This window comes from Proteus vulgaris, assembly GCF_023100685.1.
In the GTDB taxonomy this organism is placed as follows: domain Bacteria; phylum Pseudomonadota; class Gammaproteobacteria; order Enterobacterales; family Enterobacteriaceae; genus Proteus.
The window spans coordinates 3,035,515-3,051,674 of record NZ_CP090064.1; the positions used below are offsets into that span (position 1 = coordinate 3,035,515).

At 36.0% G+C, this 16,160-nt stretch carries 13 protein-coding genes and 1 other RNA gene; 6 read left to right on the top strand and 8 right to left on the bottom strand.

Features of this window, described 5'->3' with window-relative positions:
* Nucleotides 1-37: 37 nt before the first annotated feature.
* The 6 genes from gcvH to LW139_RS14680 all read right to left on the bottom strand — a co-directional run bounded on the left by gcvH (nucleotide 38) and on the right by LW139_RS14680 (nucleotide 6,537).
* Complete coding sequence (gene gcvH, locus LW139_RS14655) at nucleotides 38-430, bottom strand: glycine cleavage system protein GcvH (protein WP_166540857.1); 393 nt, start codon at nucleotides 428-430, stop codon at nucleotides 38-40.
* Between the two features lie 34 nt (nucleotides 431-464).
* Nucleotides 465-1,559, bottom strand: coding sequence for a glycine cleavage system aminomethyltransferase GcvT (gcvT, locus tag LW139_RS14660; protein ID WP_210813435.1), 1,095 nt, complete (start codon nucleotides 1,557-1,559; stop codon nucleotides 465-467).
* Between the two features lie 414 nt (nucleotides 1,560-1,973).
* Nucleotides 1,974-3,209 carry an FAD-dependent 2-octaprenylphenol hydroxylase gene (gene ubiI / locus LW139_RS14665; RefSeq protein ID WP_247850132.1) on the bottom strand — a complete coding sequence of 412 codons (1,236 nt, stop codon included), beginning with the start codon at nucleotides 3,207-3,209 and terminating at the stop codon, nucleotides 1,974-1,976.
* 201 nt (nucleotides 3,210-3,410) lie between these two features.
* Nucleotides 3,411-4,583 (bottom strand): 2-octaprenyl-6-methoxyphenyl hydroxylase, encoded by a 1,173-nt coding sequence (ubiH, locus tag LW139_RS14670; protein WP_247850133.1) that lies wholly within the window; start codon nucleotides 4,581-4,583, stop codon nucleotides 3,411-3,413.
* A gap of 13 nt (nucleotides 4,584-4,596) precedes the next feature.
* Entirely contained in the window at nucleotides 4,597-5,907 is a 1,311-nt protein-coding gene (pepP, locus tag LW139_RS14675; protein WP_247850134.1) for a Xaa-Pro aminopeptidase, read from the bottom strand.
* Between the two features lie 51 nt (nucleotides 5,908-5,958).
* Entirely contained in the window at nucleotides 5,959-6,537 is a 579-nt protein-coding gene (locus tag LW139_RS14680) for a YecA family protein (RefSeq protein WP_247850135.1), read from the bottom strand.
* Nucleotides 6,538-6,713: 176 nt separating this feature from the next.
* Between LW139_RS14680 and zapA the strand changes: the two genes are divergently transcribed.
* The 6 genes from zapA (at nucleotide 6,714) to LW139_RS14710 (ending at nucleotide 13,788) form a co-directional block, all read left to right on the top strand.
* On the top strand, nucleotides 6,714-7,043 hold the full coding sequence (gene zapA / locus LW139_RS14685; RefSeq protein WP_036934918.1) for a cell division protein ZapA: 330 nt from the start codon (nucleotides 6,714-6,716) through the stop codon (nucleotides 7,041-7,043).
* A gap of 110 nt (nucleotides 7,044-7,153) precedes the next feature.
* Nucleotides 7,154-7,337: non-coding RNA, 6S RNA (gene ssrS / locus LW139_RS14690), on the top strand.
* 172 nt (nucleotides 7,338-7,509) lie between these two features.
* The gene (locus tag LW139_RS14695) at nucleotides 7,510-8,103 is read left to right on the top strand and encodes a 5-formyltetrahydrofolate cyclo-ligase (protein ID WP_166540861.1); all 594 of its coding nucleotides are present in this window, start codon (nucleotides 7,510-7,512) and stop codon (nucleotides 8,101-8,103) included.
* Nucleotides 8,104-8,224: 121 nt separating this feature from the next.
* The gene (locus tag LW139_RS14700) at nucleotides 8,225-10,285 is read left to right on the top strand and encodes a peptidase domain-containing ABC transporter (RefSeq protein ID WP_247850136.1); all 2,061 of its coding nucleotides are present in this window, start codon (nucleotides 8,225-8,227) and stop codon (nucleotides 10,283-10,285) included.
* Nucleotides 10,286-10,287: 2 nt separating this feature from the next.
* Nucleotides 10,288-11,649 carry an HlyD family type I secretion periplasmic adaptor subunit gene (locus LW139_RS14705; RefSeq protein ID WP_247850137.1) on the top strand — a complete coding sequence of 454 codons (1,362 nt, stop codon included), beginning with the start codon at nucleotides 10,288-10,290 and terminating at the stop codon, nucleotides 11,647-11,649.
* Nucleotides 11,650-11,667: 18 nt separating this feature from the next.
* A complete protein-coding gene (locus LW139_RS14710) occupies nucleotides 11,668-13,788 on the top strand; it encodes a type I secretion system permease/ATPase (RefSeq protein WP_247850138.1) in 2,121 nt (706 codons plus the stop codon).
* Between the two features lie 70 nt (nucleotides 13,789-13,858).
* Here LW139_RS14710 and serA read toward each other — a convergent pair whose 3' ends face one another.
* Together serA and rpiA are read right to left on the bottom strand one after the other, a co-directional pair.
* Nucleotides 13,859-15,109: a phosphoglycerate dehydrogenase gene (gene serA / locus LW139_RS14715; RefSeq protein WP_109407437.1), complete on the bottom strand. Its 1,251-nt coding sequence runs from the start codon at nucleotides 15,107-15,109 to the stop codon at nucleotides 13,859-13,861.
* Between the two features lie 272 nt (nucleotides 15,110-15,381).
* A complete protein-coding gene (gene rpiA / locus LW139_RS14720; RefSeq protein WP_072063358.1) occupies nucleotides 15,382-16,038 on the bottom strand; it encodes a ribose-5-phosphate isomerase RpiA in 657 nt (218 codons plus the stop codon).
* Nucleotides 16,039-16,160: the final 122 nt, after the last annotated feature.

A 16,160-nucleotide genomic window follows, 5' to 3' on the forward strand; every position in this document is an offset into this window, starting at 1 on the left:
AAAAACGCCCCGGCATGGTTTGACGGGGCGTTTAGTTTTATTCTTCGCTATCTACCAGCTCTTGATAACCAGCAGCATCAAGTAGGTCATCTAATTCGCTTTCATTATTTGCTTTAATGCGAAATAGCCAACCTTCTCCGTAAGGTGCGCTGTTTACCAGCTCTGGAGAACCATCTAACTCTTCATTTACTGCGATAATTTCACCTGATAATGGTGAATAGATATCTGATGCAGCTTTTACTGATTCCGCTACTGCACAATCATCACCCGCTGCCACTTCTCTACCCACTTCAGGTAGATCAACAAACACCATGTCACCTAATAATTCCTGTGCATGTTCAGTAATACCGATAGTGTATTCACCATTTCCTTCTGAACGGACCCACTCATGAGACTGCGCGTATTTTAATTCACTAGGTATTTGACTCATTGACCTTACTCTCCATTTAAAATAATTGTGCGTGTTATACCAATGCTTTACCTGAACGAACAAAACCAGGTTTAACAACTTCTACTGGCATTTCACGATTACGCATTAATACAATTGCGCTATCTTTAATACCTGCGGGAACTCTTGCTAATGCAATACTAAAGCCTAATGTGGGCGAGAAAGTACCACTTGTAATCACACCTTCTCTTAATTCCCCCAAATCATCAGTAAAGTGTACGGCAGTACCTGCTCGTAGCACACCTTTCTCTCGCATAACAAGTCCAACAAGTTTATCTGTGCCTGTTGCGCGTAATTTTTCTAATGCTTCTCGACCAATAAATTGACGATCTTCAGGTGCCCACGCAATCGTCCAGCCCATATTAGCTTCAAGTGGATTAATAGTTTCATCCATCTCTTGGCTATAAAGATTCATTCCAGCTTCTAAGCGTAATGTATCTCTTGCACCTAATCCGGCAGGTTTAACACCCACCGCTAATAATTTTTTCCAGAAATTGACGGCTTGCTCTTTTGGCATCGCAATTTCATAACCCGCTTCACCGGTATAGCCTGTTGTTGCGATAAACAAATCATCAAGCTCTACACCATAAAAAGGCTTCATAGCTGAAACAACTTGGCGTTGCTGTTCAGTTAATAAACGTTGAACCTTTTCTTGTGCGTGAGGGCCTTGAACCGCGATTAATGCCAAATCATCACGAACAGTAATATCAACCACGTAATTTGAAGCATGTTGCTCAATCCATGCCAGATCTTTTTCACGAGTAGCGGAGTTCACCACAAGGCGATAGAAAGAATCATCAAAGTAATAGACGATAAGATCATCAATTACACCGCCTGAAGCATTAAGCATACCGGTATAAAGCGCCTTACCTTTTTCGGTGAGTTTAGCGACATCATTCGCTAATAAATAACGTAGGAAATCTTTAACTTGCGAGCCATGTAAGTCAACAATGGTCATATGAGAAACATCAAACATACCTGCATCACGGCGTACATTGTGATGTTCATCTATTTGAGAGCCATAATGCAGTGGCATCATCCAACCATGAAAATCGACCATACGAGCACCGCAGGCTACGTGCTCATCATACAACGGAGTCTGTTTTGCCATTCTTCCCTCTTTCTACTTTTACTTTAGATTATTCAGAGAACGCAATTTGTTAAATATAAAATTAAACTTGATTAGAAATCAGCGTATTAATCACGAGTTTAAGTTTATTTTTAAACAGGGATTTAACAAATACGAGCAATTAACGTACAACGCAAACGATACCACCTTCTTGAACTTAGCATTGTCAGAAAAAATAAACCATAAGTTAAAATAGGGTATTGTGTCTCTCAATCATAATAGAGAGATATGAGTATGCAGAACTAATGATTGCAATTATGCGTATCAGCGCTCATTTTTGGCGAGGAATTCCTGTGAAAAAGGAATTAGTGCAAAGAATAGACTGAAAAAATAGATTTTTTTAGTTCTATTTCTTCAGTCAGATATAAATAAAAGTAATGTGAAATAAGAGAGGAATTAGATTTTTTCAACTGAAGTGAAATTTTTATCACTTAACCATTCAGGTAAATCAGAAAGCCCCATTGCTTGTTCAAGTAACTTTGGTTTTACGCCCGGTAAACTATCTGCTAACGAAAGGCCGATATCTCGAACCAGCTTTTTAACTGGATTGTTGCCAGCAAAAAGTTCACGAAATCCCTGCATACTGGCTAACATCACGGCAGCCGCATGTTTGCGACGACGCTCAAATCGTCTCAAATAGAGATATTCACCAAAATCTTTACCCTCTGCTTTTAAGCGACGGATCTCACCAATTAACTCTGCAACATCCATAAAACCTAGGTTAACGCCTTGCCCTGCTAAAGGATGAATAGTATGTGCCGCATCTCCTAATAACGCTAAACGAGGCGCTGCAAATTGGCGTGCATAACGACCAGTTAGTGGTATTGTCATGCGATCACTGATTAATTCACATTGACCCAAACGCATATCAAATGTCACACCTAATGTGCGCTCAAATAAGGTTTTATCTGCATTTTTGTAGTGTTCAGCTAGATGGCTTGGTAAAGACCAAACAATAGAACAAGTATGAGGTTCAGAAAGAGGTAGAAATGCTAAAATACCTTCACCATGGAAGACTTGGCGAGCAACATTGTCGTGGGGTTGTTCAGTACGAATAGTAGCAACTAAGGCATGATGTTCATAATCCCAAAAAGTCAGAGGAATATCTGCATGTTTACGTAACCATGAATTAGCACCATCGGCTCCGACAACTAATCTTGCCGTCAACATTTCACCATCATTAAGGGTAATAAATGCATCATTTTCCCCCCAAACAACACGTTCAATTTGTGTCGATGAATAGAAGGTTATATCACTGTGGCTTTCACATTTTTGCCAAAGCACTTCTCGAATAAGGTTATTTTCGATAATAGAGCCTAAATGGCTGAACCCTTCTTTTTGTGCCGAAAATTCAATACGACCAAAACTATCTTGATCCCAAACTTCCATACCTTGGTAAGGCGTTGCTCGTAAAGCATTTAAGTTTTCCCAAACACCTAATTTTTTCAGCAACATCTCACTGGCAGTATTAATAGCGGATACCCGTAATGAAAAATCATCTTGCGGGTGAAAATGTTTTGTTACTGGGTGATTTTCTATTATCGCTATACGTAATCCACACCCGTGTAATCCGCTGGCTAATGCAAGCCCAACCATTCCACCACCAGCAATAACAACATCAAATGATTTCATAATAAAATATCCTAAAAAGCGATTATTTTAGAGCGCGCTGTTCTTTTCTGCTTATTTTTAAAACAAAAAAAATTTATAAAGCAACCTATCTATTATTTTAAGTATTGATTGATATTAACAATGACCACTTAAAATAAAAATAGACGTTAAAAAACAGCCTTATAGGTTCGATGAAAATTGACCATCAAAGATCAACACGCTCTAGTCTGTCCAGCCCAGTGTTTGATGCGCCAATTTATCTCTCATCATTGGGAGCAACTCCATCGTCATTAATCCTAAGTTGCGAGAAACAATCAGTGGCACACAACGATTTGCAAACACTTTCACCAACCCATCAGTAATAGAGATTGTTTTTTCTCTATCTTGTTGGCGAAGTTGTTGATATTGATAGAGCACTCGGTAACTACCAATATCAGTATTAGTATTAATCGCTTGAGTGAGCGTATTGGCGAGTGCCATAACATCACGTAAACCAAGGTTAAAGCCTTGTCCAGCAATAGGATGGAGTGTTTGTGATGCATTGCCTACTAAGGCTAAACGGTGACTGATAATTTGATTGGCTTTTTGTAGCGCTAAAGGATAGCAATTTCGTTTACCGATATGCTCTATTTTTCCTAAACGCCAGCCAAAGTCACGTTGTAAATGTGCGATGGTTGTTTCATCATCCCACCGTGAAATTTCATCCCATTTTTCAATCGGATGACACCACACTAATGAGCTACGTCCTTCACTCATCGGTAGCATTGCTAATGGGCCAAATTCAGTAAAACGCTCGAAGGCTTTTCCCTCTGGGTTTATTTCTGTTTTGACATTAGCAATTACGGCGACTTGATGATAAGGCTCACGTTGCCATTGAATATGGCATTGGTGGCCTATAGGCGAATTTGTACCATCTGCTGCAATCAGTAAATCACCTGTTAATTGCGTACCATTATCAAGCGTTACCTCAACGCAGTCTATATTACGCTGAACTTGTTCAACTTTAGCAGGGCAATAAAGCGTGATATTAGATTGCTTTTTTAGCTTGGCAAAGAGTTGCCGTCCTGCGTCATGCAGCTCAATCACATAACCCAGAGCGGATATATCATAGTCTTGTGCATGAATATTAACAAAACCACAATGACCTCTATCTGAGACATGAACGTGATTAATGGGGGTAACAAAAGGTTTTAATGTTGACCAAAGCCCAATTTGTGATAACCGCTTTGCGGTTCCATGGGCCAATGCAATCGCTCTTGCATCAAATCCAGGGTGCCCATTATCAGGCTCTCTTGCTTCAATTAACGAAATTGAAATATTGCCTTTGTTTAATGCAGAAAGAGCCAGTGCTAATGTTGCACCCGCCATTCCACCACCCACAATAATCACATTCATACTGATTTTAGCCTTAAATTTTTCCTGCCATCAGAGCTTCAATTTCATCAGGATCTTTAACGACAGATGCCGTTAAGTTCTCATTACCCGTTTCAGTGATAACAATGTCATCTTCAATACGAATACCAATACCGCGATACTCTTGTGGTACATCGGCATCTGGCGCGATATATAATCCCGGTTCGATAGTCAGCACCATGCCTGGTTCTAAAATACGGTCACGATCTGTGCCATAATGTCCAACATCATGAACATCAAGGCCTAACCAATGGCTTAGGCTATGCATAAAGAAACGCTGATAAGCTTTGGTTTCAATAAGATGCTCAATTTCACCGTGCATAATGCCCAGTTTAACCAATCCTTCGACCATGATATACACGACATGCTCAGTGACTTCTTTGATGCTTGTACCAGGTTTGTACAATTCCAAAGATACATTGATGGATTTTAATACAATGTCATAAATTTCACGTTGTTGACGGCTAAATTTACCATTGACAGGGAAAGTACGAGTGATATCACCTGCATAACCTTCATATTCACAGCCTGCGTCAATGAGTACTAAATCCCCATCACGCATTTTGGTTTCATTTTCGGTGTAGTGAAGAATACACCCATTTTCACCACTCCCTACAATACTGTTATATGAAGGGAAACGAGCGCCGTGAGAAACGAACTCATGTTCTATTTCACCTTGCAGCTGATATTCATACATACCCGGCTGACATTTTTGCATCGCTCGAGTATGTGCTAACGCTGTAATTTTTCCTGCCTTACGCAGTAATTCAAGTTCAAAGTCAGATTTAAAGAGACGTTGCTCATGAACGAGAGGACGCCAATCAATAATAGTTTGAGGCGCTTTTAAATTCCGACGAGAGCCTTTTCTTAAGGTTTCTAATGCATTAAAAACGATTTCATCAGCAAATGCATATTCGCCCTGAGCGTGATAAACAACATCTAATCCGTTTAATAATTGGTAAAGTTGCTCACCAACATCTTCATAAGGAAGTGCCTTATCAACACCTAATTTTTCAGGCGCAGCTTCTTGTCCAAGACGACGACCAAACCAGATCTCAGTCGTTAAATCTCTTACACGATTAAAGAGCACACTATGGTTATGTGTTTCATCACTCTTAATCAGTACAAGAATAGCCTCAGGTTCGCTGAAACCAGTTAGATAAAGGAAATCACTATGCTGGCGATAAGGATACTCACTATCCGCATTACGTTGCGCTGGTGGTGCGGCAAAAAAGATGGCGGCACTCGCAGGCTTCATTTGAGCTAATAATGCCTGACGACGGGATAAAAATTCTTGCTTATTCATACCCACTCCTGTCTTTCGTTTATCTTTATGATTATCTAATGAATGATGCCATTAATGTAGTATACGTTGCTCATTTTGTTCATTATTTTCTTTGTCTTTTGGTGCGACAAATGTGATATAACAAAGTTGAACAGATACTTTCACATATTCGCTAACTTCTTCTAGCGCATCTTCAAGTTCTTCTTGGTTTTCATCTTCTTCATAACCTAGCGCACCAATATTACGTAAATCGGTGATAACTTCAGTCAACTCTTTATGCTCAGATAATTTAGGTTGTGCAACACCCAAGCCTAAAAGAAAATGATTAACCCACCCTGCAAGAGCATCTGCTCTTAGAAAAACGGATTCGGATTCATCGGGAACTAACATTGAGAAGTTAAATACACTGTCATCAAGTTGTTCGTAAGTAATGTGATAAAGCGCTTCGAGTGGGTCTGATAACGTTTTAGGGAAAGCTAAACCTTCATTGGTTAAATCATGCAATAAGGTTTTCCAACTGCTGTCGCGCACAGCGCCACAAATAAATCCTGTAATCAATCCGTGCATTTCAGCTACCGTTAAAGGCACAGTATGTTGCTGTAATAAAGCATCAATAGATTGATAATTTGGTAATGTGTTTTGTTTTGACATAAGAATAAACGTCGCATTTAGGGGAATAGTTCAAGATATGCTACCATCAATAGAAGTCGCTGTACCAGTTAAGCCATGTTAATCATTGGAATTTTTGTAGTAATAGCGTTTAATACAGCGTTATAACCGTATACACTACTCAACACGTAGCACAGATTTTATGTCAGGAAGGAATCATGTCCGCACAACCCGTTGAACTTCAAATTTTTGGGCGATCATTACGTGTCAATTGCCCACCAGAACAAAAAGATGCTTTACTGGCTTCTGCTGCTGAACTTGAACAACGATTACAAGATCTCAAAGAGCGCAGTGGTGTTTCCAATACAGAGCACTTAATTTTTATCGTGGCATTAAATATGAGTCATGAGTTGGCAGAAGAAAAGTTAAAAACTAGAGACTATGCCTACAACATGGAAGAGAAGATAAAAATGCTACAACAATCTATTGAACAAGCTTTACACGATCAAGGCAAGCACCACGATCGCACTTTTTCAACTGCGAAGTAGATTTGTTCAGAAAGCATGCGTACGCCACGAAATTCACAGATAATAGGTTGCTTTCTACAATTAAAATAATACAATAGTTCATAGATAAGGTGCTTAACAGCATCCACCAAATTTCTCTGAGATGTTTGCCAGTGGGCCAGTCCCCTGAGCCGATATTCGAAACACATAGAATGTGGTGATCTGTTACTTGTGAGCATACCTGATTCGTTCAGGCAGCCTAATGGTAACAACACTATGTTCACCTTGGACCATGGGTTCAAGGGTTACAGCCTACGGCGGCATCTTGGAGACCTCTACTAAAGTTCTGAATACTGAGTATTTTATAAATACTTAATATTTAGAACTTTTTTTATGCGTCTAATTCCTTAATTCTTCAACTTCTTCGCTTTCTTACCTCTAAAGTGTGATAAATTGACTAAAATGATAATTCCCACTTAATGACCACTACTTATTGATGGATTGATGAATGACTCAGACATCACTGTTTCAACAAAGAGATGAGATACGTAAAGCAATTCGCCAAAAAAGACGTTTACTCACATCACAACAGCAGCAGCGAGCTGCATATCAATTATGTGAACGCGTTCTCAGTCATCCCAAAATCCAACATGCACACACCCTTGCCTTATTTCTCTCTTTTGATGGTGAAATTGATACATCACCTTTAATTTCACAATTATGGGCAATGAAGAAACAGATTTGTTTACCCGTTTTACACCCTTTTCATCGCCATCATCTTCTCTTTTTACGTTATACACCAACCACTGTTTTAGTGAAAAATCGCTTTGCAATTTCAGAACCGCCTTTAAATGTAAATGCAGTTATTCCCCCAGATAATATCGATATTATTTTTACACCATTAGTGGCTTTTGATGCTCAAGGCCAACGATTAGGTATGGGAGGCGGTTTTTACGATAGAACGTTAGAAAACTGGCAACAAAAATCATTTTATCCAATAGGGCTTGCTCATGCTTGCCAACAAGTTGAACATCTCCCTATTGCAAATTGGGATGTTCCATTACCTGAGATCATCACTCCAGAAAAAATATGGAATTTTTAATATTCTGAACAACTCATTTTAAAACACCGAACATTATCTGTGTTTTTTTATATTTTTTATTTTAGAAAAAACTTTAAATACCTTTTTATACCCCAACCAATCTAAAGGTATTTTTATTTAAATGAAAAATGAAAAAGATGTTCATCTTATAAAATGCATTAACATTATTATCAGCCTAACTAAAAACAAAGAAATAGAAATAAAAAACAATCACACAATAAAGGATTTAGAAAAAGAATATAAATTTAAATTAAAAAAAATAAAATCATCACTTATATTTAAAAAACAACTTAATCATAAAATTATTTTTTATGACGAAAGTAAAAATTTATTCATATTATTAAAACAAAATAAAAATGATTTTCTTATTTATAATTATCAAACTCATAAAATAGAGAAAATTAATAAAGATAAAATCATTAAGATAAATATAATCCATGCTTATCACCTTGATTTTAAAGCACAGCATCATTTTGATATCAATTGGTTTTTCCCTATATTCATACGCTATAAAGCTATTTTTTATCGTGTTTTATTCTATTCATTAATCTTACAGTTATTATCTTTGGCTAGTCCTTTAGTTACACAAATCATTATGGACAAAGTAATTGTACATCAAGCATTATCAACACTTGATGTATTAGTAGTTGGATTGATCTTTATTGCTATTTCAGAAGGAACTTTGAAAGGCATTAGAGAATATATATATCATCATACCGCAAATAAAATTGATATCAGCTTAAGTTTAAAAATGGCTAACCATTTATTAAAATTACCCATAAGTTACTTTAAGTCTCGACAAACTGGGATCATTGTAACTCGAGTAAAAGAGTTAGATATTATTAGAGATTTTATCACCAATACATTATTAATGTTATTTGTCGATTTTTCTTTTATCTTTATATTTATCTTTGTCATGGCAATTTTATCAATAAAGCTAACATTATTTTTTATGGCAACCCTTCCACTTTATTTTATTTTGGCTAAATTGCTTGCCCCAAAGATAGAACTAGCCGTTCAACAGCTTTATCAAAAAATAGCGACCAATACGGCATTTCTTACCGAAAGTTTAAGTGGCATCGAAACCATTAAAAGCCTTTCTCTGGAGCCTAGATTTACACAACAATGGCATACACAAATTCATCAGCTTACCTGTAAAAATTTAACACTTCAGAGTATAGACTCACTCTCTCGCTTTATTGTGCTATTTATCAATAAAACAACAACAGCATTACTGCTATGGCTAGGTGCTTATGAAGTGATTTCACACTCAATGACAATTGGTCAGCTAATTGCCTTTATTATGCTACTAGGATATTGCCTACAACCTTTAGCAGTCGCTATTGATGTTTGGGGAAAATATATCAGAACAAAAACAGCCATTTATAATTTACAAGATATTCTTAATCTACCTAATGAGCAAAATATCATAGGCTCAAACACCAAACTTCAAGGTGACATTACGTTTGATAACGTAAGTTTCTGTTATCAAAATAATACACCACTTATTTTACGCAATATTTCATTACAGATAAAAAAACATGAAGTTATTGGTATTGTGGGAACTTCCGGTTCGGGGAAAAGCACCTTAGCGCGTCTGATTTCGGGTCTGTATACACCACAATCAGGTTGTATAAAATTTGATAATATTCCGCTATCACAGCTTCATTTAAAGTGTGTACGCCAACAAATTGGTTTTGTACTACAAGAAAATTTTTTATTTCACTTAACGATCTTTGACAATATTAAACTGATGCACCCCCAAGCTTCTTTAGAAGAAGTGATTGATGTTGCAAAAATCGCAGGTGCACATGAGTTTATTTTAAAATTACCGTTAGGATATGACACCTTGATCACCGAGGGAGGAACATCCTTATCAGGAGGGCAACGCCAACGTATTGCTATTGCTAGAGCCTTATTAACATCACCTAAAATTTTGATCTTTGATGAAGCTACCAGCGCGTTAGATGATGATTCTCAAACGATTATTCAAAATAACCTTCCACTTATTACACAAAATAAAACCGTAATTATCATTGCCCATCGTCTGTCAACAATACGAGATTGTCATCGTATTATTGTGTTAAATAAGGGACAAATTGTAGAAGAAGGGAGACACGAAGTTTTAATTAAAAATAACGGTGATTACAAAAAACTTTGGCAAATTCAACAAGGATGTTGAGCATGAAACTAAATATAAAACACTTATTATCGACGGTCTTTCAACCTAATAAAAAGTCGCTCTACTATGATTTTTATCCTAATCATATAGCTCTTATAGAAAAACCATTGACCCCTTATAGTCGTTATATTGCTTCTATCATTTCACTCAGTATTGTGGCTTTTATTTTGTGGATTTATTTTGGGAAATTAGATGTGCAATCCCCTGCAATGGGTAAGCTTGTCGTTACTGGTCGTTCCCAAATAATTCAAATACATGAGCCTAGTCGATTGGCTATTCTTCATGTAAAAGATGGGCAAAAAGTTAATCAAGGTGATGCTTTATTAACACTTGATATATTGGGTATTGATGAGGAAATTAAAGGGATAAGAAAAAAAAGGGATGATCTACTATTACTTAAAATTCGCTATCAAGCCTTGAGCCAAGAAGTATCACCTAAAAATCTTTATCATTTTAATAAATTAGATAATAAAATAAAAAAATCAATCTTATTAGGTTATCAGAAAGAAAAAGATGAATTTGATAGCAATATAAATGTATTAGAAACCGAAATTGAAGTAAATAATAAAAATCAAACATTAACTTACAATGATCTATTGTCTTTAAAAAAGATACAAAAAAACATAAAGCAACGATTTATTATTAGAGAAAATCTTTACAATAAAAAAATAATTAGCAAAATGGAATATCTTGAAAGTGAAAAAGAATTATTAGAAATAAATCGTTCAATAACAATAAAGAATGCAGAATTACATATTATTAAAAGCCAAGAACAACAATTAAATAAAAATTTAAATCAATTAGAAAAACAAAAAAAACTAGAATGGCATGATAAGTATAAGAAATATGAGAGCGAGTTATTAATTTATACTCAAAATCTTAATCATTTCCAAAAGCGACAGCAACTCAAAATAGTACGTTCACCCATCACAGGAACAGTGCAACAAATTTCTATTTATACACTCGGCAGCGTATTACAACCTTCACAAAATGTCATGACGATAGTACCCAATCATCAAGAGAATTTTGCAGAGGTTAATCTTCTCAATAGAGATATCGGTTTTATTCATATTGGACAAAAAGCGATGATAAAAATAGATGCTTTTCCTTATACTCGTTATGGCACAATTGAAGGGGAAATTATTAATATCGCTAAAGATTCTATTCAACATGAACAATTAGGTTTAGTTTACCCCGCTACAATTAAATTAAATAAACAAACCATTGAAAAGAATAATCAATATTATCAACTTACTCCGGGGATGTCTTTAGTCGCTGAGATAATTACAGATAAACGCCGTGTTATTGATTATATTTTAAGCCCAATAGAAGTTTATCGATATAACGCACTGACTGAAAAATAGGATTGGGTATTTAATATCATGGAAAATATAACTAATGTAGCAAAAATGAAACAATATCCTTGCTCTATTATTGATGGATTAATTTACTTTTCTAAAAAAAATAATAGAAACATAAAAAGGGAGAACATTTTTCATTTTCTTGGAAATGACACTTCATTTAATGAATGGAACATTCTAGAAGCAGCTCAATTACTTAATTTAAACTGTAAATTCGATATTATTGATTATGAGAGTAAAAAACATCATCTTATTGATACCCTTATTGAAATAAATAACAAATGGTATGTTTTAAAAGAAAAAAATGAAAAGTTTTTGATAATATTCGATCTCGAAAGCAATATTACCATTGAATATAGAATAGATAAAAAACAAAAATTAAGTATAGTATTAATAAGCAATCAACAGCACACCTCATTGCGTAATAAATTTGATATTAATTGGTTTATTTCTACTATTTTAAAACAAAAAAAATCACTCTTACTGATTTTTATTTTATCATGTTGTAGCCAACTCTTCGCATTAGTTAACCCTTTAATTTTTGAAACATTAATTGATAAGGTATTAACTGGAAGAAATTTATCAAACTTACATCTATTAGGTTATTTATTACTCTTAATAGCAATTACCGAACCTGTTTATCTTTTTCTAAGAGACAAACTGTATACATTTATTTCTTGCCAATTTAGTGCCGATTTTTCAGGAAAAATTTATCAGCATCTTATTCGCTTACCGAGTGCTTTTTTTAATCAGCGACAGTCAGGCCAAATAATTGCTCGTATTCAAGAGCTTTCACATATTCGTCAATTTATTACTGGTTCCGCATTAATGTTAGTGCTCGACCTGATTTTTATTATTGTGTTTATTTCTGTAATGTTTACTTATTCCACACCATTAACTTGGGTAACGTTAGGGGCATTAATTATTTATTTTACACTTTGGCTGATCCTTGGCCCTCTTATTCGTTATTGGGTTGAACAGGAATATCAAGCTAATGCTGATAATACCAGCCTATTAACCGAAACAATGAACGGTATAGAAACTATCAAAATTACAGCAACAGAAAATCGCTTTATCGACAAATGGCAATATAAACTCACCGACCATATTAACAAACGGTTTTCAGCTACTAAAAAAACTTTATTAGCTCAGCAGCTTATATTTATCATTCATAAAATCACAACGGCGATTATTTTGTGGCAAGGTGTTAATTTAATTATTAATGCACAAATGACCGTGGGTGAACTTATTGCATTTAATCTCTTTACTGCGCATATCACACAACCTATTTTACGTTTAGCACAATGCTGGCAGGATTTTCAACAAGCAACGATTTCTCTACGTCGTATCGGTGAAATTTTAAATACGCCGACAGAACATCAATATTATGGATTAGCAACAGTACCCCAAATCATAGGTCGTATTGATTTTTCAAATGTCTATTTTCGTTATACCGCTCATACGCCAGATGTTATTGAATCTCTCTCGTTTTCTATTCCTGCTGGACAATTTATTGGTATTACCGGTCGCTCTGGCTCAGGAAAAAGTACCGTTACACGTTTAATTCAACGTCTCTATACGCCTCAACAAGGACAAATTTATATTGATGGCATGGATTTGGCTATCGCCGATCCTCTCTCATTACGCCAAAGTATTAGCATTGTTTTACAAGAAAGTTTTTTATTTAGTGGATCTATTATCGAAAATATTCGTTTATCAAAGCCCAATGCAAATGAAAGAGAATTAATAGAAGCATGCCAACTTGCAGGCGCTCTAGAGTTTATTGAGCAACTTCCTTTGGGATTTAACACTCAAGTCGGAGAGCGAGGAGCTAATTTATCAGGAGGGCAACGCCAACGTATTGCACTGGCAAGAGCTTTATTAACAAACCCACGTATTCTTATTTTAGATGAAGCCACATCAGCATTAGATTACATCTCTGAAGCGCAAGTTTTGGCAAATTTACCTCGGATTTGTAAAAACAGAACCGTGATTAGTATTGCACATCGTCTCAATACCTTAGCACATTCAAATTATATTTATGTCATAGATAAAGGACGGATATTAGAAGAAGGAACACATTCTAATTTGCTTGAAAATAGAGCGCTTTATTACCAATTATGGAAACAGCAAATTCAATAATAAAGTTTAAAAAACAAAAAAGGCTCGAAATACCGAGCCTTCAATATTTTACTGATGATTACATCAATAATTAGTACAGCATACGAGCACGAATAGTACCAGGTAATGCTTTAATTTTTTGCAACACTAACTCTGCTTGAGCCTTGGTTTGCGTTGTAATATCAATCACAACATAACCGACATTGCCTGAAGTTCGCAGGAATTGTGCTGCCACGTTGATGTTTTGTTCAGTAAACACATTATTGATACTATTCATCATACCTGGGCGGTTTTCATGAATATGCAGTAAACGGTTTACATCATCGCCGTGGCTTGGTAATGAAACTTCAGGGAAGTTAACCGCAGATAGCGTAGAGCCATTATCTGAATATTTAGCTAATTTACCAGCAACTTCATAACCAATATTTTCTTGCGCTTCTTGTGTTGAACCACCGATATGTGGCGTTAATATCACGTTATCGAATTTAATAAGTTCAGAGACAAACGGATCGTTAGGATCGTTATTTGCACCTGGCTCAGATGGGAACACGTCAACGGCAGCACCAGATAAATGTTTTGATTCTAACGCTTGTGCTAATGCAGGAATATCAACCACTGTACCACGAGAAGCATTGATAAGAATTGAACCTGGTTTCATGCGCTGAATTTCTTCATGACCAATCATATTCTTTGTTGATGGTGTTTCTGGTACATGCAAGCTGACAATGTCACACATATTCAATAGTTCAGACAGATGACGAATTTGTGTTGCATTACCCAGTGGCAGTTTATTTTCAATGTCATAAAAATAAACATCTAAACCGACACTTTCAGCCAAAATACCTAACTGTGTACCAATATGGCCATAACCAATAATACCTAGTTTTTTACCACGCGCTTCAAAACAGCCTTTGGCTTGCTTATCCCAAACACCACGATGTGCTTTCGCGTTGGCTTCCGGAATACGGCGCAGTAATAACAGTAATTCACCTAGCACCATCTCAGCCACGGAACGAGTGTTTGAGAAAGGCGCATTGAAAACAGGGATACCGCGACGAGCTGCCGCATCTAAATCAACTTGATTGGTCCCAATACAGAAGCATCCTACAGCAACTAATTTTTCAGCGGCTGCAAAAATTTCTTCTGTTAAATGAGTGCGGGAACGAAGACCAACAAAACGTGCATCACGGATAGCTTCTTTTAATTCTTCGTCCGATAACGCACCTTTGTGATATTCAATGTTGGTATAACCCGCAGCTCTTAAATTTTCTACTGCACTTTGGTGCACACCTTCAAGGAGTAGAAACTTTATCTTTTCTTTTTCCAAAGATACTTTGACCATTTACCCTGCCCTATCGTTGTTACATTTAATGAAAAACAAAATCCTGTCTCAACAACATAACAAAAATAGAGTTTGTGGCAATACAACCGATTGCAGTGATGGCAGAATAAGCGATAAAGAAAGCGATTTTCTACCGAGTAAAATGATTTTGACTTTGAAAAAGGCAGGATTTTAAAGAGAGATATAACTATGGTGTGATATATATCACTGAATTTGCAGTTTCTAAAATAATTTTAAAAAGAGGTCGCCATCGCCACCTCTTTTTAGTCATCTTACTTAATAGTTTTAACGCCTTCAGATGTTCCCATTAAAACGACATTTGCACCACGATTAGCAAATAATCCTACTGTAACCACGCCTGGAATACTGTTAATTTTATTTTCCAGTTCAATAGGGTTAAGAATTGTTAAGTTATGAACGTCTAAAATAACGTTTCCATTATCTGTTACCACGTTTTCACGATATTCAGGCAAACCACCCAATTTAACCAATTCACGAGCTACATAAGAGCGCGCCATTGGAATAACTTCAACAGGTAGAGGAAATTTACCTAATACATCCACTTGTTTAGATTCATCAACGATACAGATAAATGTTTTTGCCACACCTGCAATAATTTTTTCTCGCGTTAATGCAGCTCCGCCACCTTTGATCATTTGCATATGGTGGTTGATTTCATCAGCACCATCAACATAGATATCTAAAGAATCGACTTCATTACAGTCAAAAACAGGAATGCCGTAACTTTTTAGTTTTGCTGTTGATGCTTCTGAACTTGAAACCGTACCTTCAATTTGACCTTTCATTGTCGCTAATGCGTCAATAAAATGAGAAGCTGTGGAGCCTGTTCCCACTCCCACGATAGTACCGGGTTTTACATATTCAAGCGCCGCCCAACCTACTGCTTTTTTCAATTCATCCTGAGTCATTTAAAAAAACCTTATTTATCACGTTAATGGACTAAGAATAGCATATTGCATTCAAAACTAGCACGAGACACATCAAAAACTGAGAAGCAACATTTTAACTCATTACAACAAAAAATATGGCA

Bases quoted from the DNA above. Each gene is read 5' to 3' on its own strand.
- gcvH (WP_166540857.1), bottom strand. From the start codon at position 430: ATGAGTCAAATACCTAGTGAATTAAAATACGCGCAGTCTCATGAGTGG.
- gcvT (WP_210813435.1), bottom strand. From the start codon at position 1,559: ATGGCAAAACAGACTCCGTTGTATGATGAGCACGTAGCCTGCGGTGCT.
- ubiI (WP_247850132.1), bottom strand. From the start codon at position 3,209: ATGAAATCATTTGATGTTGTTATTGCTGGTGGTGGAATGGTTGGGCTT.
- ubiH (WP_247850133.1), bottom strand. From the start codon at position 4,583: ATGAATGTGATTATTGTGGGTGGTGGAATGGCGGGTGCAACATTAGCA.
- pepP (WP_247850134.1), bottom strand. From the start codon at position 5,907: ATGAATAAGCAAGAATTTTTATCCCGTCGTCAGGCATTATTAGCTCAA.
- LW139_RS14680 (WP_247850135.1), bottom strand. From the start codon at position 6,537: ATGTCAAAACAAAACACATTACCAAATTATCAATCTATTGATGCTTTA.
- zapA (WP_036934918.1), top strand. From the start codon at position 6,714: ATGTCCGCACAACCCGTTGAACTTCAAATTTTTGGGCGATCATTACGT.
- LW139_RS14695 (WP_166540861.1), top strand. From the start codon at position 7,510: ATGACTCAGACATCACTGTTTCAACAAAGAGATGAGATACGTAAAGCA.
- LW139_RS14700 (WP_247850136.1), top strand. From the start codon at position 8,225: ATGAAAAATGAAAAAGATGTTCATCTTATAAAATGCATTAACATTATT.
- LW139_RS14705 (WP_247850137.1), top strand. From the start codon at position 10,288: ATGAAACTAAATATAAAACACTTATTATCGACGGTCTTTCAACCTAAT.
- LW139_RS14710 (WP_247850138.1), top strand. From the start codon at position 11,668: ATGGAAAATATAACTAATGTAGCAAAAATGAAACAATATCCTTGCTCT.
- serA (WP_109407437.1), bottom strand. From the start codon at position 15,109: ATGGTCAAAGTATCTTTGGAAAAAGAAAAGATAAAGTTTCTACTCCTT.
- rpiA (WP_072063358.1), bottom strand. From the start codon at position 16,038: ATGACTCAGGATGAATTGAAAAAAGCAGTAGGTTGGGCGGCGCTTGAA.